The organism is Halopseudomonas litoralis (assembly GCF_900105005.1).
Lineage (GTDB): Bacteria > Pseudomonadota > Gammaproteobacteria > Pseudomonadales > Pseudomonadaceae > Halopseudomonas > Halopseudomonas litoralis.
The window spans coordinates 1349731-1370160 of sequence record NZ_LT629748.1; the positions used below are offsets into that span (position 1 = coordinate 1349731).

The window sequence follows — 20430 nt, forward strand, 5'->3', positions numbered from 1 at the left end:
TATAGCTGCAACAGACAGCCTTCCGTTTTTTGATGCTGCAAACCGATGTGCGTGCCCAGATGTCAGTGCGGTCAGCCTGGCGTATGTAATCGGCTCGAAGCAGTACGCTTTGTTAACAGATTTCCTTCCTCGCCGGATCGACACTTGCGACTCGTTTATCCAATGCGGGTTGTACACATGGCAAATAACGAATCCCTTCAACTGAACCTTGGATCACTGCGCAGTGCGATGTCGCTAACATTGCACACCCACCACGCATCGCGAATCTGGCATGGCCGGGCTGCCGGTGAGGGTCGGCCCGCCATCGTGGGCTTGAACGGCTTCATTGCTGTGATGAACAAAATGAAGCGTGGTGCGGAGCAGGACGACCCTTACAGCGATTGGTGGATGCTGAGGATAGAAGACAAACTGTCCCAGACCGGGACTACCCTGAAGACATTGCGGGAACAGGTCGACCAGGCGCTGGATGGAGTTCCCCCGGCACTGAGTCTGGGCGAAAACCTCAATGTGCAGCCCGTCAAGTTGCCGCTATTTGTGAATGCCCAATTGGGCTTTGCGGCGGTTTACCTGCTGGCCGACTACGACGATATTGCACGCAAGCTGATCCTAGCCCATCACACTGCCTTGATCGACCGCAGCACTCTTGAGCGCTGGCTCAATGATGGTGCCCATTCTCTGCGCAGCCTTTTCTCTCTGGCACAACATTATCGTTACTCTGGCTGCACGCGCGATGATTTTGCAACCAGAAACGCTGCCGCCCGGGCTGCGCTCGACAAGTTCGGTGAACTGCCGCAAGAAGTGATGGAGGGGACGCATCGATCACGCTTCGCCCCCGTCATCGCCAGGCGATCGGCCTCGGTATCGAAAACAGAAACAGCATTGGCAGAGCCGGAAGATAACAATGACACAAGCGAGGTGAACGAGGACAACAACGAAACCGAGGAGGTGCCAGACCTTGCCGAGTTGGATGCTGACTCCAGCGTCAACAACGAGGAGGAACCCACATGAGTTCGGACTCATTTTCTGGCCTGAATCGAAGCCGCTTCGTCAGCCTTGAACAGACAGACTTCCAGAGACTGGAACACGCAGCCTATCTAAAAGGCCTTTTAAAACCTTTTAAAGGTAAGGGGGATCTGGAGAACTGGGCCAGCCAATGCCGTGCGTTACGCGACGGCATGATAGAGCTGGCGCAACGACGGATATTGGTGCAAGCGAGCGCTTATCCCTTCCGGTTGTTGCCAGTCGAACTGGCCCAGCAGCCCACTGGCGCAGGCACGACATTTCTTCGCTGGCGCAGGCTCGATCGCTCAGCCATGGGGGTGGCGCTGTGGCAGAAGATGCTGCTGAGCAGCGCAACACCAGACAGCCTGATCGATGACCTGTTCACAATGGAGTGCCAGCGCATCGTACACAACATGCAAATCAGCCTGACTCACAGTATTGCCCGACAGGCCCTGGAATGCGCCAGCAAGATGGGGCAGGCCGAGGCGACTTATCTGCGCCGGCTTGATGTTGGCAGCAGACCCACACCCAATACCTCGACGGAGGCACCATGAGTACTCACTTTATTGGCGAAGGTAATATTGGCTCTGCGCCGGAATACCGGGAGTTTCAGAACGGCAATGAAGAGCCGCGGCGGTTACTGCGCCTGAATGTCTACTTCGATAATCCGGTGCCGAAGAAGGACGGCGGCTTTGAAGATCGGGGAGGGTATTGGGCACCCGTGGAACTGTGGCATCGCGAGGCGGAGAGTTGGGCCACTCTGTACAAGAAGAGCATGCGTGTGTTGGTGGAAGGGCGCACCGTGCGCGATGAGTGGGAGGATGCTGACGACAACGAGCGAGTGACCTTCAAAATCGAGGCGCGGCGCGTTGGTATTCTGCCGTACCGGCTGGAGTCGGTCAGAACCAGTGCCAAGCCGGCCAGCAACGAAGCGCCTCCCGAGGACGAGTAGGTTCTTTGAGTGGAGCAGCTGCGTTCCCTCGCGGCTGCTCTTTTTTGAAGCCGTAGAGCAAACCTATACCCAAGGGATAGTTCCACTGATGCCCACCCCGTTCCACGCGCTTTGATATTGGTAGCGGCTGTTCCAGAAGCCCCTCGTCCAACCTGATTCTCACTCATATCACCTCGCGTTCTGAAAGCGGCAGCATCAAGTACGGCTTGTTAGCTGTCTGCGTCTGACCCAGCCGTCATGTTGTTCCTCATTCCCATCAGTAACGAAGTTTTGTGGAACAACATGAGATTATTTCTATGTGAGAAGCCCTCTCAGGGTAAGGACATTGGCCGAGTGCTCGGTGCTACGCAGCGAGTCAACGGTTGCGTTAAGGGGCCAGGCGTCATTGTGACCTGGTGCATAGGCCACCTTGTCGAAGCGGCACCGCCCGAAGTCTATGACGCACAGCTAAAACGCTGGTCCATTGAGCAGTTACCCATAATCCCTGAGCACTGGCGCGTCGAGGTCAAACCCAAGACTGCAGCGCAGTTCAAGGTCATCAAACAGTTGCTTGGTCAAGCCACTGAGCTGGTCATCGCCACTGACGCGGATCGTGAAGGCGAGCTAATCGCCCGTGAAATCATCGATCTGTGTGGTTACCGAGGTCCGATACAACGCCTGTGGCTATCGGCGTTGAATGATACGTCGATCCGTAAGGCATTGGCTGCCCTGAAGCCTTCGTCCGAAACGCTCCCCCTGTACCATTCGGCCCTGGCGCGCTCCCGCGCCGATTGGTTGGTGGGCATGAACCTCAGCCGGCTTTTCACATTGCTGGGCCGACAGGCGGGTTATCAGGGTGTGCTGTCGGTGGGCCGGGTGCAAACCCCTACACTCAAACTTGTCGTGGACCGCGACCGGGAAATCGCTCGGTTCGTATCAGTGCCATTCTGGACCATTGAGGTCACGCTCTCTGCAACAGGGCAATCCTTCGTCGCGCGATGGCAGGCACCGGAAACCAACTCAGACGAGGCGGGCAGGTGTCTGCAGGAGTCAGCGGCGCAAAAGGCGGTCGAGCAGATGCGTGCAGCTGGTGTCGCCCAAGTAGTGTCCGTCGAAACCGAACGGGTACGCGAAGGCCAGCCGCTGCCATTTGATCTCGGCACACTGCAAGAAGTCTGTTCCAGGCAACTTGGCCTGGATGTGCAGGACACCCTGGATGTTGCCCAGGCGTTATACGAAACGCACAAAGCCACCACTTACCCGCGGTCAGACACGGGCTACCTGCCCGAGAGCATGCTGACCGATGTGCCAGCGGTGCTTGATAGTTTGCTCACAACTGATCCAAGCTTGCGTTCCGTGATGGGGCAACTTGATCGCACACTGCGCTCGCGTGCCTGGAACGATAGCAAGGTGACTGCTCACCACGGCATCATACCCACGCTGGAACCCGTGAACCTGTCGGCCATGAGCGAGAAGGAGCTGGCGGTCTACCGCTTGATCCGTGCCCATTACCTGGTGCAGTTCATGCCGCATCACGAGTTCGATCGCACTACTGCGCAGCTATCCTGTGCGGGCCAGCATCTCCAGGCTGTGGGCAAACAGATCGTCGTTTCAGGATGGCGGCAGGCATTGACTGAGCATCAACCCGATGATGTCAGTGATGAAGCAGCCCCGCGCAACCAAGTGCTCCCTGCACTCAGACAAGGCTTGTTCTGCCAGCTTGCTAACATCGAACTCAAGGCGCTCAAGACCCTGCCACCGCGGGCCTTTACCCAGGGCGAACTGATCAAGGCCATGAAAAATGTCGCCAGGCTGGTGTCCGATCCTCGCCTGAAGCAGAAGCTCAAGGACAGCGTGGGCATCGGTACCGAAGCCACGCGTGCCAATATCATCAATGGTCTGCTCACGCGCGGTTATCTGATCAAGAAAGGCCGGGCGATCCGTGCATCCGATGCGGCTGATATGCTCATAGATACTGTTCCAGCGGCTATTGCTGACCCTGGCACCACAGCGATTTGGGAGCAGGCCCTGGATATGATCGAGGCGGGCCAGCTTACCCATGATGTCTTTATCGCCAAACAGTCGGATTGGATTTCACAGCTTATTGTCCAGTACCAGGGCACATCCCTGTCGATCAAGGTGCCCCAAGGTCCAGCCTGCCCAGAGTGCGGCGCGGCCATGCGAGAACGCACCGGTAAAAAAGGTGTCTTCTGGTCATGCCCACGCTATCCCGAGTGCAAAGGTACGTTGCCGGTTGAATCTGCACCTACCAAGGGCAGTACGCCGCGTAAGCGACGCAGCGCCCCCAGGGCATCCTGAGCTGCCCAACACCCACATTGCCATGGCGGCCTGACCGGCTGCATAGCATTCATCCCGTAGCCCTGCGGGACTCCCAACGCGCCAATTCTTCTGCAATCGTGTGCGTGCCTCGCGTGACTGATTACAGCGCCGGGGTAAGAAGAACTCTACTCGCTGAATCGATCCCTGCGATTACCCTTGGTCAGTAATATTCCCGTTTAGCGCGAAGGGTCTCCTGGTGATTTGCCTGCTTGGTCGGAGCGAGCCTCCAGGAGACCCTTTGTGGTCAACGGTATTCAATACCGGTGCTCGCCGGTGAAAAAACGGGCTCCCTTTGTGCGCGGATGTGCGCCAGATAATACCGGCCCCAGCCACGATACGGGTCGGGTGTGAATGCTGAAGCAGCGATCGGTTCTACCGACGACCGTGACTGCGCCAGCCCACGGGTGGTTTCTTCCTCCCAAGCCGAAGGCCTACTGGTTTTCGGCACCTTTCTCCTGCCTACACGCAATACCCCGGACGGTGACCACTGCCCGAGGCCACACGCACAGGAGAGATACGAATGCACCCTCACTCTACCAATACAACCAATACAACGTTGCAGTACGGCAGCGTCTGCAGCGGGATCGAAGCCGTCAGCCTGGCTTGGGAACCGCTGGGAATGGAAGCCGCCTGGTTCTCCGAGATCGAACCGTTTCCGTGCGCCGTACTCGCACATCGCTACCCCAGCGTGCCCAATCTGGGCGATATGACGCAGATCGCCAGTCAAGCGCTGTCAGGCCAGGTTACGGCGCCGGACATCCTGGTCGGTGGCACCCCGTGTCAATCATTCAGTCTGGCCGGTGCTCGCCGGGGATTATCCGACCCACGTGGCGCCTTGACCCTTAAATATGTGGAGCTTGCCAATGCGATCGACCAAACCCGCCTCGCCAGTCACCGTCCGCTCTCAACGCTCGTCTGGGAAAATGTCCCGGGCGTGCTCAGTGATCGCTCCAACGCCTTTGGCTGCCTGCTGGGCGCATTGGCCGGAGAAAGCCATGCGCTCGAACCGCCAGGGGCGAAGTGGACGCACGCAGGTTACGTGTCTGGCCCCCAGCGCCGTCTCGCCTGGCGTGTCCTCGACGCTCAATATTTCGGTGTCGCCCAACGCCGTCGTAGAGTGTTTCTTGTGGCAAGTGGTCGAGACGACCTCGATCCCGCCGAAGTACTTTTTGAGTCAGGTGGCCTGTACGGGGATTCTTCGTCGCGCTTCGCGCCGTGGCAAGACGCTGCCCGCGCTGCTGGAACGCGCACTGCATCATCAGGCGACTATGCCGGTCTGAATCAGTCCTATGGCAAAGTCAGCATCACGTTCGGCTTCGGCGGCGGCAACACGGCAGGGCCGATTGACGTTGCGGCCTGCCTGACTGCGCAGGGCGGCGCCAAAGGCGATTTCGAGACCGATACGTTGTTGCACAGTCGGTAATGGGTTCCATCAGCCACACGCTGAACACGTCCACTGGCTGCAGTGAGGATGGCTGTGGCAGAGGTGTGCCAATCATTACCAGTAATGTACTTCACGTCATGGCTTTTGCAGAGAACTCACGCGGTGAGGTGCGTCTGGAATCTGGGGATGGCCAGATCACAGGTGCTTTATCTACTGGGGGTGGCAAGCCATGGCAGGGGAGGCCGGCGGTACTCAGCGTGGCGCTGCGTGGACGTGACCAGGGCCTGTCTGCAGAGCTGGGTCATGGTATCTCTCCCGCACTGCGTGCCAGCTGCGGCGGTGGCGATAAAGGCCATGTATTGGTGCCTGACTACGACGCCTATTTTCACTATGAGCAGAACGACCTCTCAGCGATGGACTGGTCGCAATGGCGGGTACGCCGGTTGATGCCCAGGGAGTGCGAGCGGCTTCAGGGAATGCCGGACGACTGGACGCTGGTGCCGTACAGAGGTAAACCGGCAGCCGATGCGCCGCGCTATAAGGCCATCGGCAACTCCATGGCTGTACCTTGCGTAGCTTGGCTGGGCCATCGTCTGGCGCACTGCATTCACAAGGCACAGTCGCCCGCTTTGGCTTGATGCACAGAGCGGTAAGCTCCAATCAATCAGCCTCTAAGTCGCATCCATTTCATTATTTTGCCCCCGCCAATGCCGGGGGCTTTTTTTCATGCGCGAGATAAATCCGGTTCAGCCAGTTGCTTATTGCCAACTGACGCCGCCCGAGGCCTGAGCAAAGCTGCCCATATGTGTTGCTGACGTTGTCAGCGCCATGCCAGCAGCAAGGGTCTTTCGGCTGCGCAGGGATTTATCCCCCTGAGACCCACCAGTCCGCCATGCATCAGTCTGCGGATGAACGCCGTCCAGGCGTCGATGCATCTTTCTTCATCTCTAGCGGGACTTGCCATCCCCAAAGGGGCAGACCTGTCTCGCAATCCATAATCAAGGAGCATGTCATGAACAAGATTCTGCCCCCAAAAGTCGTTGATCTGTTGGTGCGCGAAGAGCAGCATTTTGCCTGTGCTTCGAACGCATTCTTCCAAGCCTGGAAGCGTGGCGCCGAGATTGCCGGAGCGCAATGGTTTGGCGACGGCACTCGTGAAGGTCTGAACCGCGCCGTTGATATCTGGGAATTGCGTCCCGGGATGCACGAACTCAATGACGCGCTCGGCGTTATGAGCAGCGGCCAACGCATGTTTCTTGCCGCAATGGTCAGCTTCTACAACGCCCGCGAAGGCACTGCCATGCTGCGCCACTGTGGCTTTGAAGGGTTGGCCGACCTTGGCTGCCTGGATCTGCAGCGGCGTCAGGTTATTTCCGACCTCATGCTGAACTACACCGGTTGGTAAGTCCGTAAAGGGGATAAAGCGCTGCATTTACATCGCGCCCCACAGTGATCCTGCCAGGAACCTTGCATTCCTTCATTTCTATCGTTGCCACTTTTCTCATCCGCTGGAGCTAACCCCCCAGCAGGGGGTTGGCTTTCGCCCATCCCTTGTAGGAGAAATCTCATGTCTCAGCACAACAACCCTTTTATCCGCGGGTATCAGAATCTGCGTATTGCTCGTCAGTTGCTCATCACACACGAAGATGATTGCCCACCCGTCTGGCGATCAGTGCATCCTATTCAAGCACACCTACCGGAGGATCAGGTTAATCAGTTTCCTTGCGTGTTTGACGACTACTTTGCCCTCATTACTGAAGGCCAGAAGGTGCCGCGTACTTTGGAAGACCAATGCAGGTCTGTGGGTATCGTGCGCTCTATGGTCTACGCCATTAGCGGCCAGGACTTTGATGGCACGCCTGTGCATGTAGGAGACTTTTACTCTGAAGCTGCCGCATGCCGGGTGGTGAGCCGCCTGAGTTTCGAGACCGGCTTTTACAGTCGGGCCTGGGAAATCAGCACAGACCACATTACCGAGGATTCGATGCGGTACTTGTGCGAATTGGTGGATATTGACACGCCACCCGGGCTTCTGTTCGTTGCATTCCGAGTGCCGTACAGTCCGGTCGTCGGCGTCAAGTTGATCGCCACGCCCTGGACAGACGAGAACCTGCAGCATGTAGAAGGCATTACCGCCGATCAGCTGCAGCAGGAACATCTGTCCAAAGGCATACCGGGTGATTTGGCGCACATTCTTCAATTAGCAGCCAGTGCCGATGTACGTCTCCTGATGTTCGATCCCGACGCGCCAGTGCTCGACGGTCTGCCGAACTACGCAACATAGACTGTCCCATTCGCCCTACCAAGGGGCTTCTTTTGGTCTGCGGTACCCAAACGGATGAGCGCTATATCTGTTTCATGGCAGACGCCATCGCGTCATGGCGACATCCTCAAAACATGTTCGCTGGCGTAGCCGGCAACAACCCAGGCAGTCAAGGCCATCAAGACTGCGGCGGCCCCCAGGTTCGCTGGCTGACCTCCTATCTGGACGTTCAACGTCCATTCCACCTCAAGGGATCTTTCATCCCTGTGGGGGTGAAGGGTTCCGTTTTCTCGGAGTCCATCATGGATCATCAAGCTATTCGTCAACAAATGCCCACCCTGGTTGCCGGTCATGTACCGAGTAACGCACGATCTTTCCAGTTCAACATCTTCGACGGAAAACCGAAGGAGACGATGTTGGGCTTTCACATTGATCCTCAGCCTTTTGAGGGCAAGGTTGTCGCCATCACCGACGACGCCATTGTTGTCAAAATCAGCCGGACGAGGTTCGCGGTGCTGGATCGGACGCTCGTCACCGAGGTTCCCCCAGAGGGAGCCAAGGTCGAAGTGTCGCCGTATGCACGCCGGCGCTTCGACGGTCTGCGTGCCGATACACCTGAAGAAGTCATCGAACACCGGGCCGACGGTACTCAATGCACTATACAGCGCATGACCCTTGGCGCGGCACCGGCCAAACTGCCGGTTGCCCACCCGCAATGCCTGGAGCTGCAGCAGCTTATTGAGCAGATGGAGGAAATGCCGGCTCCTGATGGGCATCGGCGGATCACTCACATGCTGGTTGATGCACAGGCAAGTGACTTTTCACTCGTTGATCCGAAGCCCAGTGACATTATTCGGACGCCGCCCTCCGTGAGTTTCACGGTTGAAACTGCGAAATTCGCTGGACTTGTCAGCGTGATCTACATGCGCGGGGCCGATACCTATTCCGTGGAGTTGCAACACAACGGAGAACGGGTAGAGCGCCTGGATGACGTTTATTTCGACATGCTTGGGGAAACCCTGGCTGAGTTGATTGATGACGGCTTATGGCGCTGCATCCAGGTCCGCTCGCTACACAAGACTGCTCGTGGCCGGAAAGTAGCCTGATCACCTTCCAAAAGCCCAAGCGAGCATGTTCATACCCCAGAACCTCATGGTCGGCGGCGCATCGCCGGCTGCGGGGTCACTTCCTATCAATGGAGTACGCTCATGTCCATGCGTTTCAAAGGCGCTGACCTGCGCCCCGTGCTGTCTGAGGCTGTTGCCAATCAATGCCGCATCATCCTGGTGAAAGACCGTGGTGTGTACTGGTTGGCAGAGCACGGCGAGCATCTGCCCAGCGTTGCCAAGCGTTGATTGCCTATGCCGCCGGCTGCAACCCCGATATCGATGTATTTGATGATTGGTGGGAACTGGCTCATGAGAGCTGGGAGGTGATGATTTTGGTGAATACTTCGACCCTACCGAGAGTGTGTTTGCACACATCATGAATAGTCTGGATGACCTGGAACTGTCAGCTACGTCGACACACTTGTCGTTGCAAGCGATTTCCCCCACTCCCTGACTAACCGGTTTGTTCTCCCAGCCCCTTACTCCCTCCATGCCAGTCCGCCCCCGTAAGGGAGGCGGGCAGGTTCACTTTCAAGAAGGAGCAATGCATGTTCCAGCCCCTCAACCGAGGGGCTTTTTCATGCCAACAGGAAATGAAAGGGGAGCGCCCGGATGCCGATTTCTTGCTGCCTCACGAACAACCCCCGGCCATGATGACCTCATGCCCAGCTGACAGTCGTCAGCAGCATCCCAGGTAGCCACGATCTTCAAGGCTACGGCGTGGTTCCATTACGTTGATCACCCAGCTCGCACCGCATCCATCTGCGAGCGGCCACCGACCTGTTCGGTGACGGATGCTTTAGTTTTTCAACCCATCGCGGGGTTACGCACTTTCCCCGCAGCATGGGACTGGTGTGTCTCCGCTTCTATTCCGAATGGAGATTCACCATGAATACCACGTCCAATGAGAAGTCCTATTTCGATCTTCACACCTCGGGTATCGGCTACCTGCAGCGTGTCCGCGAAGTTCCCGTACGAGGCGGCCGCCGCGCTGAGCCATTTCTTGCATGCACCATCGCTGCGCTCGTTGGCTCTGTCCAGAACCCTAAAAAGCGCTATTTTGATCTGAAGGTCTCCGGGGCCGAAGCCAAGAAAATCGTCGCCGGCTATGTTGGCATTGATGATCAGCACCAACGTCCATTGGTTCGCTTTCGTATTGGCGATCTGTGGGGCGATGCCTACATCCGTCCCAATGGCGAACGCAAAGGTGAAGCGGCAGCCTCACTCAAAGGTCGCCTGCTGAAGGTAGAACTTATCGACCGCTCTGCGCTTGAGCAGATAGAGCAGCACGAGTTGGTTACAAGGGGCATTGGCTATTTGAACCGGCCCCAAGAGATCAAGCCCATCAACAGCGATGCGTTCCTGTCATGCTCAATCGGTGCATTGGCAGGGCCGGTCGATGAACCTGACTATCGTTATTTCGACACTATCGTTGCTGCAAGGGATGCTCAAGGTCTGGTGCGCCAATGTGTACAGGCAATTGAGGCTGAGAGCAAAGTCCTGGTCAGCTTCCGTCTCAACGACATGAAGATAGATCCGTACATCCGCAATAAGGGCGAGCGCGCTGGTGAACCTGCCGCGAGCCTGAAATCCACGCTGATTCATATTGGACTGATCAAGATCGATGGTGAGCAGGTATACCCGGAGAGGGTAGCGAACGCCGAGGCGCCGCAGGATCAGGACGTACTTGCGCCTGAAGTCGATGGAAGCACTAACGCCCCACCTTCTGAGCGTGAGCCGATTCCGGCTGAGTCGTTCTGACCTGATAAGGCCCCTTCCTGGGGCCTTATCACTTATTCAACTGGGCACATGCCACCTTACGGGTTCGGGCATGCGTCATTTTATCCCTAGGAGGAAAATAGTCATGGCTCCCATCGTTGTTCCCGGCCAGCTCACGCTGCGTACCATTCGCGGCCGCAACGGGCCATTCACCGTCGGTCGCCTTACCACGCACCTCGGTGTGTTCGAGGTGAAGGACGCGGAACTGGAGCAGTACCCCGAAGGCAAGTACGACGGGGAATTCATCATCCGCTACATTTTTCCGAAGGCTTATCCCACTGGTGGCGGCATGCGGTTTGAGATCCGTGCCAACTTGGACGGGATGACGCTAAACGGAATTGACAGTCTGAGCCGCGACGAAGCGCGCAGCTTCGCCGCCCAGGACGTCGATCCGCTTGATGAAGAACAGGGAGCGCAACCAGCGGTGACGCCGGTCAAGCCCTCCGCCCCGTCCAAACCGGCCAAGACCGACCCTGCACTTGATCAAGCATCAGTGAATCCGCTGGTCGATACCACTCCTTTGGGGCTGGATACTCCTACACCGGATTCGACTGCTGGTTTTGGCAGCGCTGATAGTGAGGACGCTGAATTGTTCGGCATCCTGTGGCCTCTGGACGAGTCGGTGAAGCTGGATTCGACCATCGACCGCCGCACCCTACGTGCGCAGATCGCCCGCTTGGGTGAACTGGGCTACGCGCTGGACTTCAAGGCGCAAGAGTGGAGCCGTCAGGCCGAACTGCAACCTGCGTGATCAGAGGCACCGCTCCTGCGGTGACTTCATCCATCCTCCGGGGTTCCTTCTCCAGGGGGGAAGGTTCCCGGCTATTTCAATCCAGGAGCTTCACCATGAGTCAGCATTACTTCAACACCTATCATAAGGGACTTCCCATCACCGTCCTGCTCGGCTGGGATCGACAGCTGAGTTATTTCTTTCTTGTCATCCAAAAGTCTGCCGAGTTGATCGACAGCTGCATGCAGGTCGAGAGCGAGAATTACCTGTACAGCAATCTGTACGAGAAAGCCCCGTTCGGCCTTGGTCTGGACTACTACCGTGCAGTCCTGCGTCATTTCCAAATCGACGTGCCCGAAAGCATGTTCATCGAAGTCCAACAGGACAGCGAAGGGAATGTCGGCAACCGCGTCGTCAACCATGAGGCCGACAGTTCATTTGCTGAACTGGGTCTCTGACGGTTTATTCGTCGCACGGCCGGGGCACTCGCTCCGAGCCCTCTGCGTTCTTTTATCCCTAACGGGGCATCCACTGCCCCAGCGGGCAGTGCAGTCCCTCATTTCATCGAGGACATCACTATGCTTGCAACTTCTTCCGATCACCTTCTGTACCGCATCGACGAATGCAGCGACCTCATGGCCGATGCCTGCGTTTGCGGTGAGGACGGCGACCTGGTCTTTCTGTCGGTCTGGGCGCGGGACACTGCGATCCAGCAGTTCCTCGCTCGGCTCACACTGGGCCGCGACGTAGATGGACTGGATCAGTTCCACCTCATCACCGACCAGGGCGCTTCCGTGTCGGTGTTCGTTCCTTCGGTCGAGCGCCTGGAAAAGCGCCTGACCCGCAGCTATCGGCGAACTCTGTTCGGGTCGCTGGTGAATCTCTGGTTGTTCGACCGGCGCTGCGTCCTGCCGGACAAGGCCACCACCAGCGCGCTGGCACTGTTGCCACGCGCGGCGGCTGATCCCACTTCGCGCCTCTGGCTGCTCGTCAAGGAGACGTGCCCGCTGCCTCTACTGGATCACTGGCAAGGGACGGTAATAGCACTGCTGCGAGACCGCGACATGATCCGCGACCTGCCGGTAGCCCTCGGGCCGCTGCAGGGATTTCGTTTGGGGCTGGACGTGCCGGTGCTCACCGAAGCGCTGGGTAGCATGATCCGCCAGGGTGTGCTCACGGCCCATCCGGTTGCACTTCAGGCGACCTCCGAGCGACCGCTGGAAGCGGTGGCCTGAGCTTCGGCAGGTGCGCGCGACCGGCGCGCATCTGCTTTCTTTCATCACCGCTACAGGAGACTTCTTATGGCACTCATGTTCCCGCGGCTTGCCCGCAATTTCGTCAAAGCGTGCTACTTTCCGACCGACGAACCCACGCTCGAAAGAGCGCTCAGTGCACTGGCGCCCGGCGACGGGCCGATGTGCATACTTGATCCTTGTGCAGGCGAAGGTGTCGCCATCGCGGAGGCCGCGCATGCGCTCGGGCGTGACCAAGTCACTACTTATGCAGTGGAGTTCGACCCGGAGCGCGCCAACCATGCGCGTCTGCTCGTTGATCGCTGCATCCAGGGCGACCTAATGGACATCCTGATCGCGCGCCAGAGCTTTGGCTTGCTGTGGCTCAACCCGCCATACGGCGATTTGTCCAGGGATGCCAACGGCAACATCGGTTACGACGGCAAGGGCCGGGCGCGGCTGGAAAAGCTGTTCTATCAGCGGACGCTGCAATTGCTGCAGTACGACGGCATCCTAGTTTTCATCGTCCCGCACTATGTGCTCGACTAGGAACTGGTCGGCTGGATCACACGGCATTTTGCCGATCTGCGTATCTACAGAGCGGTGGACACACAGTTTAAGCAGGTCGTCGTATTCGGTCGCCGAGTCCGTCAGCGCGAGCTGGCAGGCGATGAGGTCAAGAGCGTCCGTGCCCGATTGTTGCAGATTGGGCAAGGTGATCTGGAAGCGGAGGAACTGCCGCCCGCGTGGCCGGTGTTTCCGTATGTGGTCCCTGTCACCCAGCTCGAGCCGGAGCACTTCTACCGTCTGAGCATGGAGCCATCGCAGTTCGCCGACGAAGTGCAGTGCTTACATGGACTGTGGCCGTCGTTCGAAACCCATCTGGGCGCCGCCCAGCAGTCCTTGCGCCGCCCGGCGCGCGCGTTGTCCCACTGGCACCTCGCGCTGGCCCTGGCCGCTGGCGCAATCTCCGGTGTCGTGCAGTCGAAGAACGGCCGCACCCTGGCCGTGAAAGGCGACACCTACAAGCAGAAGGCGTCGACCACCGAATATAGCGAGCGCGATGACGGCTCCGTGGCTGAGACGCGCATCCTCACCGACAAGTTCGTACCTGTTATCAGAGCCTGGGACTTGACCTCGGGTTCAGCCACGCTGGGTCAGATTCTTACCATTCAGTGACTCTCATTGGACGGTTCCTGTCCTGCCAATTTTTATTCAGAAGGAGCACACCATGCTTTCAAATCTACTCAAGCGGCGAAAGCCGCAGCAGTCACCATTGTTCACCATGGGCTCGTTGCAATTGAGCGAGAAGGTGCGCTGGCTTGCCAGTAAAGGCCTTATCGAACCATTGCCCTATGTGTTGCGTCACGTGCGCGGCGATTGGGGAGATGTCGAAGAAACGGCACGCCAGGCCAACGATGACGCCCTTGAACAGGGCGCCCCAATGACCTCGTGCTTTTCGATTACGCCTCGTCTGATCTTGATGGTGATCACAAGCGATGACCACAGCAAGACCCTTGTTCAACTGATTGACGAACAGGTTCTGGGCTGACGGCACTTTATTACTGACGTTACGCAGCCTTCGGGGTCACGCACCCCGACAGGGTGGCATGGCCCCTTTTTTTCCTACAGAAATGGAGCAACACCATGCCACTTGTACTTTTCGCACAACCACGCTTTCCGACCGGCGTCGTAGTTATGACGCCTGGTGTTGAGTATCTGGCTCTACAAGGCCGGTTCAACCCGGCGATCTATTTGCGCCGTCATCTTAGCGGTGACTGGGGTGATCTTGACGAAGGCGATCGTCAACTGAACGATGCCGCGCTGGAATCAGGCCAGGATCGCCTGTTTTCGTCCTACAAGGTCGCACCTGAGCTGAAACTCTGGATCATTACTGAATGGGATCGCAGCGTGACCACGCTACTCCTGCCCAGCGAATACTGATTCCACTCATGGCGGCCTCCGGCCGCCATTTACCTTTTATCCCCAAGGGGCATGTCACTGCCCCTTGGGGGAGGTGCGTGCCCCATTTTTATGGAGTACCACCATGAATACGCAATGTGAAGCGACGACAGTCGCAGAAACCTTCCACGCCGACGAACTGGCAGATGCCGCAGACTCGGAACTGTCATTCAGCCTACCGGACTTCATTGCGGAGTTTGGCGACGAACTGCTGGATTCCCTGAACCGGGCCAATCCGCCTGTCTATAACGGAACGCCCCGACCTCATCGTCAATTGGTGCTCGCAGGCTTGAAACGTCAGCTTTTCCCTGCACAGGCCGAAGTAGTTCATGCCGTCACCGAACTGTTGATCGTGGCGAACGCGCCGCCATCATCAATGCGGAAATGGGTACCGGGAAAACCATCATGGCTATCGCCACAGCGGCGGCCATGAATGCCGAAGGGTACCGGCGTACGCTGATACTGAGTCCACCACACCTGGTCTACAAATGGCGGCGTGAAATCCTCGAAACCGTTCCTGGTGCGAATGTCTGGGTTCTCAATGGACCCGACACCCTGGTCAAGCTCATCAAGATGCGCGAGCAACTGGGTGTGCAGCCCACGGGCCAGGAGTTCTTCGTTCTCGGCCGCGTTCGGATGCGCATGGGATTCCACTGGAAACCCGCATTCGTTCGTCGTCGTACCCGTCATGGTTCTATGGGAGTATGCCCGCACTGCGGACATGCCATCACCGATCTGGACGGCGAACCCATCAGCACGGCGGAACTCGAAGCCGAAGACGCGCGGCGTAAATGCAGTCTCTGCAAATCCACGCTATGGACGCTGATGCGCCCACGTGGACTGTCTACCACAGACCTGTCCGGTGCCGTTATCAAGGCGCTCAAACGTATTCCGACCATTGGCGAAGCCACTGCGCAGAAGCTGATGAAGAAATTCGGCGAGTCGTTCCTAGTTTCCATGTTAGGCGACAACATTCATGAGTTTATCAACCTCATGGATGATCGCGGCGAATTGGTGTTTTCCGATCGTCAGGCGCATCGGATGGAACGCGCCATGGCGAATATGGAGCTCGGATTCGGAGAAGGCGGATACCAGCCGTCGGAGTTTGTGAAGCGCTATCTTCCGCAGGGTTATTTTGACCTGCTGGTCGCTGACGAGGGGCACGAGTACAAGAGCACGGGCTCAGCTCAAGGGCAGGCCATGGGTGTGCTCGCCGCCAAGGCACGCAAGTCCTTGTTGCTGACCGGGACGCTGATGGGCGGCTACGCGGACGATCTGTTCGCGCTGCTGTTCCGAACACTTCCCGGCAGGATGATCGAAGACGGCTATCGGCCTTCGAAGACCGGAAGCATGACGTCGGCGGCAATGGCGTTCATGCGTGACCATGGTGTCTTGAAGGATATCTATTCCGAAAGCACTGGCAGCGCGCACAAGACCGCCAAAGGCAATAAGGTCACGGTACGCACTGTCAAAGCCCCCGGGTTTGGCCCCAAAGGCATCCTGCGCTGTGTACTGCCGTTCACGGTGTTCCTGAAGTTGCGGGACATCGGTGGCAATGTGCTGCCGGCCTACGATGAGGAGTTCCGTGAAGTCGCCATGGAGGCGGATCAGGGCAATGCCTATCGTGAACTGGCAAATAACCTGACTGCGCAACTCAAGGAAGCGTTGCGCAAGCGGGATACGACTCTTCTGGGTGTCGTCCTCAACGTGTTGCTGGCCTGGCCGGACACATGCTTTCGTCCCGAGACGGTAACGCATCCGCGTACACGGGCACTGCTGGCTTTTGCGCCGTCGCAGTTCAACGAGTTGGAATACACGCCGAAAGAGCGTGAATTGATCGATATCTGCAAAGCGGAAAAAGCCCAGGGCCGCAAGGTGCTGGCTTATACAGTCTATAGCGGTACACGGGATACGCTATCGAGGCTCAAACGGTTGCTGGAGCAGGAAGGTCTGAAAGTCGCGGTGCTGCGCGCAAGCGTAGATACCTCTCGGCGAGAGGACTGGATTGTCGAGCAACTGGATAGGGGTATCGATGTGCTTCTGACGAATCCTGAACTCGTCAAGACGGGACTGGATTTGTTGGAGTTTCCCACGATCGTTTTCATGCAATCGGGGTGGAACGTCTACACCCTGCAGCAAGCGGCGCGCCGTTCATGGCGTATTGGCCAGAAGTTGGCCGTGAAGGTTATCTACCTCGGCTACCAGGGTACGTCGCAAATGACGTGTCTTGCGCTCATGGCTAAAAAAATCCTCGTCTCGCAAAGCACGTCGGGTGACGTGCCGGAATCGGGTCTGGATGTACTGAACCAAGACGGTGATTCGGTAGAGGTGGCATTGGCAAGGCAATTGGTTGCAGCGTAATGGTGTTTTTTCCGGCGCCCTGATGGGCGCCGGATTTTTTACGATGAATGCTAGGCGACTGATATTGACGAGTTGGTCAGGTAGGAGGCAGGTTTGGATCGCCTCAGTGGTACAAGCCAGTATCTGCATTAGAGAGACAATTCACCGACCTCGGAGCGGATTTGGTTTAGTCAGATGTTTGTTATCTTTGCACAGCTTGGAGAGTCAAGCGCTCGCCACTATGATGTGCTCATTACACCTGTTTTTATAGAGCACAACGGCAAGGGCGAAGTACGTAATGATCACAGGAAAATACGACCTGCACCAACTGGGGTGGCATAGTTTTCAGCAGCTTTGCATTGCGGTCACCACAACAGTGTTAGGTCAAACAGTCGAGTCCTTCCTGGATGGTAATGATGGAGGCCGGGATGGCGCATTCAAAGGCTCTTGGTCGCCTCAAGAAAATGAAATATACCAAGGAAAATTTGTCATCCAATGCAAGTTCAGTGCGCGGCGAGGGCATAACCTCAACTACTCCGATATCTCCGATGAGCTGTGTAAGGTCAAAAGGCTGATCGACAAGGGGCAGTGTGACATATACGTGATCATGACGAACGCGGGTGTGACTGGGGCCAGTCACCTCAAAATCACCGAGGCGTTTGAAGCACTAGGAGTAAAGCACGCTCTGGTGCTGGATTCGACATGGATCTGCCAGAAAATCGAGACGCACAGCAGTCTCAGAATGAACGTGCCACGGCTCTACGGCCTAGGTGATCTGAGCCAAATTCTCGATGAGCGGCGGTACAATCAGACGAGAGCCCTCTTGAGTGAGCTTCAGCCTGATTTGGCCAAGACGGTAGTTACTGATACTTACCGAAAAGCTCTACAAGCCCTTCGAAAACACGGCTTCGTGCTACTTGTTGGCGAGCCTGCGGCAGGCAAGACAACCATCGCCTCACTGCTGGCCATGTGTGCAATGGATGAGTGGAAGAGTCAGGTGCTCAAGCTCGAAACTCCCGACCAGGTCAGGAAACACTGGAATACTGAAGAGTCGTCGCAATTCATATGGGTGGACGATGCCTTCGGCGTTACCCAATATGAATCTCATCAAGTAATGGGGTGGAACCGTACTCTGGACTCTGTCTCAGCCATGATCAGACGTGGGCATCGTATTGTTATGACCAGTCGAGATTATATCTACAACCACGCTAAACGTGACCTCAAACGGTCGACGTTCCCATTATTCGATGAAAGCCACGTAGTGATAGACGTGAAGCAACTGACCTCCGAGGAGAGGCAACAGATCCTTTACAATCACGTGAAGCTCGGTGACCAGCCCAAGCACGTCCGTGCTAGATTGAAACGCTTCCTGCCGGATGTAGCCGCACATAGCCGATTCGTTCCAGAAACGGCGCGGCGCTTGGGAAACAGCAACTTTACCAAGACGCTCACGATTAATGAGAGCAGCGTCAACGACTTCGTTGCCAAGCAAGAGCAGTTGCTTGTTGAGACGATGCGCTGCATGGACGCTGACAGTCATGCAGCGTTGGCGTTGATCTACATGAAGGAAGGGGCAATTGAAAGCCCTGTTACGCTCGAGGCAGTGGAAGGTAGTGCAATCGCCAGACTGGGGAGTAACGAGGCCAGTTGCCTTCGGGCGCTTGAAGATCTCAATGGCAGCTATGTGCAATTGGTGGACACCTTGGATAGTCGTGTCTGGCGTTACAAACACCCTACCATAGGAGATGCCTTCGCGCTGATCCTGGCCCAAAGCCCCGAACACCTTCGGATATTTGTCGATGGCACCTCGACGGAGCGTTTGATGGATCTGGTGTCCTGCGGAGATGTAGGCGTGAAAAACGCGACGATCATCCCGCCAAGCATGTTCGAGGAGTTTATACAGCGGATTTACCAATACGTATCAGCAGATCCCTCATCCTCTAAAAATTATCGGAAGCGTGGACGGCTGTACTCGTTTCTGAAGAATCGGAGTAGTCGTGGCTTTTTGGCTAGCTATCTCCAAGTCGATCATAGCCTGCTCGCAGGCATCGTAGAAGACTTTGCGAGATCGTGGTTTACCAGTACAGCCGACTTAGCTCTGTACCTTTTTCGCGAAGGGCTCCTGCCCGAGACTGCCAGAACCTCAATAGTGGAAAAGATCACAAACGAGGTTTTTGAGAGCGACGAACTGTCATACATCTATGATAGAGAAATGCATGAATTTTTTACGCAAGGAGAGCTAAACGACTTTTTGGAGGATATACGGAAATATGTTTTGCCCAATCTCGACGGAATACGCCAAGGTCTAGGGAAGGTCTGAAAAAGACTTCCTGAAAAGGTAAAATGCGTCAGCGCCATTTTCGAGACCACCGCATGAAACAGATGAGCTTTGCAGACGCCGAATACGCTGGTAAACGTAAGCAGACCCGCCGTGAGCGCTTTCTGCTGGAAATGGATCGAGTGGTTCCCTGGAAGCCATTGCTGGCGCTGATCGAGCCGCACTATCCCAAGGGCGAAGGTGGTCGACCTGCTTACCCGCTCGACGCGATGCTGCGAGTTCATCTGATGCAGAACTGGTTTGGGTACAGCGATCCAGCGATGGAAGAAGCGCTGTATGAAACCACCATCTTGCGACTCTTCGCGGGCCTTCAACTTGATCGCATTCCGGATGAAACCACTATTCTCAAATTCCGTCGGCTGCTGGAACGCTACGGCCTGTCCACGGCGTTGTTCGAAGTGGTCAATCGTTACCTGGGTGAGCACGGGCTAATGCTGCGCCACGGCACCGTGGTCGATGCAACCATCATTCATGCACCCAGTTCGACCAAGAACAAAGAAGGTAAGCGCGATCCCGAGATGCATCAGACCAAGAAGGGTAACCAGTATTATTTTGGCATGAAGGCCCACATTGGCGTTGATGCTGAGTCAGGGCTGGTTCACAGTCTCGTGGGGACGGCGGCCAATGCGGGCGATGTTACTCAGGTAGACAAGCTTCTGCATGGCGAAGAAACCCATGTATGCGGTGACGCCGGCTATACCGGCGTTCAGAAACGGGATGAACACAAAGGGCGCAAGCAGGTGGTCTGGTCGATTGCGATGCGCCCAGGCAAGCTCAAGACATTGAGCAAAACCAAGCTGATCGAGAAAGGCTTGCGCCGAATCGAGCGGGCCAAAGCCAGTACACGAGCCAAGGTCGAGCATCCGTTTCGAGTGATCAAATGCCAGTTCGGATTCACCAAGGTGCGCTACAAGGGCCTGGCGAAGAACACGGCCCAGTTGCATACCTTGTTCGCCCTGGCCAACCTATGGATGGCCCGAAAACAGCTGTTAAGTGCAGGATAAATCCGCCCGGAGTACT

At 56.7% G+C, this 20430-nt stretch carries 15 protein-coding genes and 4 pseudogenes; all 19 read left to right on the top strand.

Annotation, left to right across the window (positions count from 1 at the left end; translation table 11 throughout):
- Positions 1-177: 177 nt before the first annotated feature.
- The 19 genes and pseudogenes from BLU11_RS06565 (at position 178) to BLU11_RS06655 (ending at position 20414) form a co-directional block, all read left to right on the top strand.
- The gene (locus tag BLU11_RS06565; RefSeq protein ID WP_090272598.1) at positions 178-1008 is read left to right on the top strand and encodes a PFL_4669 family integrating conjugative element protein; all 831 of its coding nucleotides are present in this window, start codon (positions 178-180) and stop codon (positions 1006-1008) included.
- A complete protein-coding gene (locus tag BLU11_RS06570; protein ID WP_090272599.1) occupies positions 1005-1556 on the top strand; it encodes a DUF3158 family protein in 552 nt (183 codons plus the stop codon). The genes BLU11_RS06565 and BLU11_RS06570 overlap by 4 nt, the downstream gene beginning before the upstream one ends.
- On the top strand, positions 1553-1954 hold the full coding sequence (locus tag BLU11_RS06575; RefSeq protein WP_090272600.1) for a single-stranded DNA-binding protein: 402 nt from the start codon (positions 1553-1555) through the stop codon (positions 1952-1954). Before BLU11_RS06570 ends, BLU11_RS06575 begins: the two co-directional genes overlap by 4 nt.
- 282 nt (positions 1955-2236) lie before the next feature.
- Entirely contained in the window at positions 2237-4252 is a 2016-nt protein-coding gene (locus BLU11_RS06580; RefSeq protein ID WP_090276298.1) for a DNA topoisomerase III, read from the top strand.
- Positions 4253-4793: 541 nt separating this feature from the next.
- Positions 4794-6295, top strand: a pseudogene (locus BLU11_RS06585) (DNA cytosine methyltransferase).
- 374 nt (positions 6296-6669) lie between these two features.
- Positions 6670-7062 (top strand): hypothetical protein, encoded by a 393-nt coding sequence (locus BLU11_RS06590; protein ID WP_090272601.1) that lies wholly within the window; start codon positions 6670-6672, stop codon positions 7060-7062.
- A 162-nt stretch (positions 7063-7224) separates the two neighbouring features.
- Entirely contained in the window at positions 7225-7941 is a 717-nt protein-coding gene (locus BLU11_RS06595) for a DUF5983 family protein (protein WP_090272602.1), read from the top strand.
- Positions 7942-8222: 281 nt separating this feature from the next.
- A complete protein-coding gene (locus BLU11_RS06600; RefSeq protein ID WP_090276299.1) occupies positions 8223-9026 on the top strand; it encodes a GTPase in 804 nt (267 codons plus the stop codon).
- A 102-nt stretch (positions 9027-9128) separates the two neighbouring features.
- Positions 9129-9483: pseudogene (locus BLU11_RS06605) on the top strand (DUF3085 domain-containing protein).
- A 434-nt stretch (positions 9484-9917) separates the two neighbouring features.
- Positions 9918-10790 (top strand): DUF3577 domain-containing protein, encoded by an 873-nt coding sequence (locus BLU11_RS06610; RefSeq protein WP_090272603.1) that lies wholly within the window; start codon positions 9918-9920, stop codon positions 10788-10790.
- Between the two features lie 103 nt (positions 10791-10893).
- A complete protein-coding gene (locus tag BLU11_RS06615; RefSeq protein WP_407920227.1) occupies positions 10894-11559 on the top strand; it encodes a DUF3275 family protein in 666 nt (221 codons plus the stop codon).
- Between the two features lie 95 nt (positions 11560-11654).
- Positions 11655-11996, top strand: coding sequence for a hypothetical protein (locus BLU11_RS06620; protein WP_090272605.1), 342 nt, complete (start codon positions 11655-11657; stop codon positions 11994-11996).
- Positions 11997-12116: 120 nt separating this feature from the next.
- Positions 12117-12773, top strand: a complete 657-nt coding sequence (locus tag BLU11_RS06625; protein ID WP_090272606.1) for a hypothetical protein — start codon at positions 12117-12119, stop codon at positions 12771-12773.
- A gap of 66 nt (positions 12774-12839) precedes the next feature.
- Positions 12840-13949 (top strand): annotated as a pseudogene (locus tag BLU11_RS06630) (DUF6094 domain-containing protein).
- A 52-nt stretch (positions 13950-14001) separates the two neighbouring features.
- On the top strand, positions 14002-14322 hold the full coding sequence (locus BLU11_RS06635) for a methyltransferase (RefSeq protein WP_090272607.1): 321 nt from the start codon (positions 14002-14004) through the stop codon (positions 14320-14322).
- 95 nt (positions 14323-14417) lie between these two features.
- Positions 14418-14714: a hypothetical protein gene (locus BLU11_RS06640; protein ID WP_090272608.1), complete on the top strand. Its 297-nt coding sequence runs from the start codon at positions 14418-14420 to the stop codon at positions 14712-14714.
- 103 nt (positions 14715-14817) lie between these two features.
- Positions 14818-17093, top strand: a pseudogene (locus BLU11_RS06645) (SNF2-related protein).
- Positions 17094-17370: 277 nt separating this feature from the next.
- The gene (locus tag BLU11_RS06650; protein ID WP_090272609.1) at positions 17371-19392 is read left to right on the top strand and encodes an nSTAND3 domain-containing NTPase; all 2022 of its coding nucleotides are present in this window, start codon (positions 17371-17373) and stop codon (positions 19390-19392) included.
- Between the two features lie 53 nt (positions 19393-19445).
- Complete coding sequence (locus BLU11_RS06655) at positions 19446-20414, top strand: IS5 family transposase (protein WP_090276301.1); 969 nt, start codon at positions 19446-19448, stop codon at positions 20412-20414.
- The last annotated feature ends 16 nt before the right edge of the window (positions 20415-20430 follow it).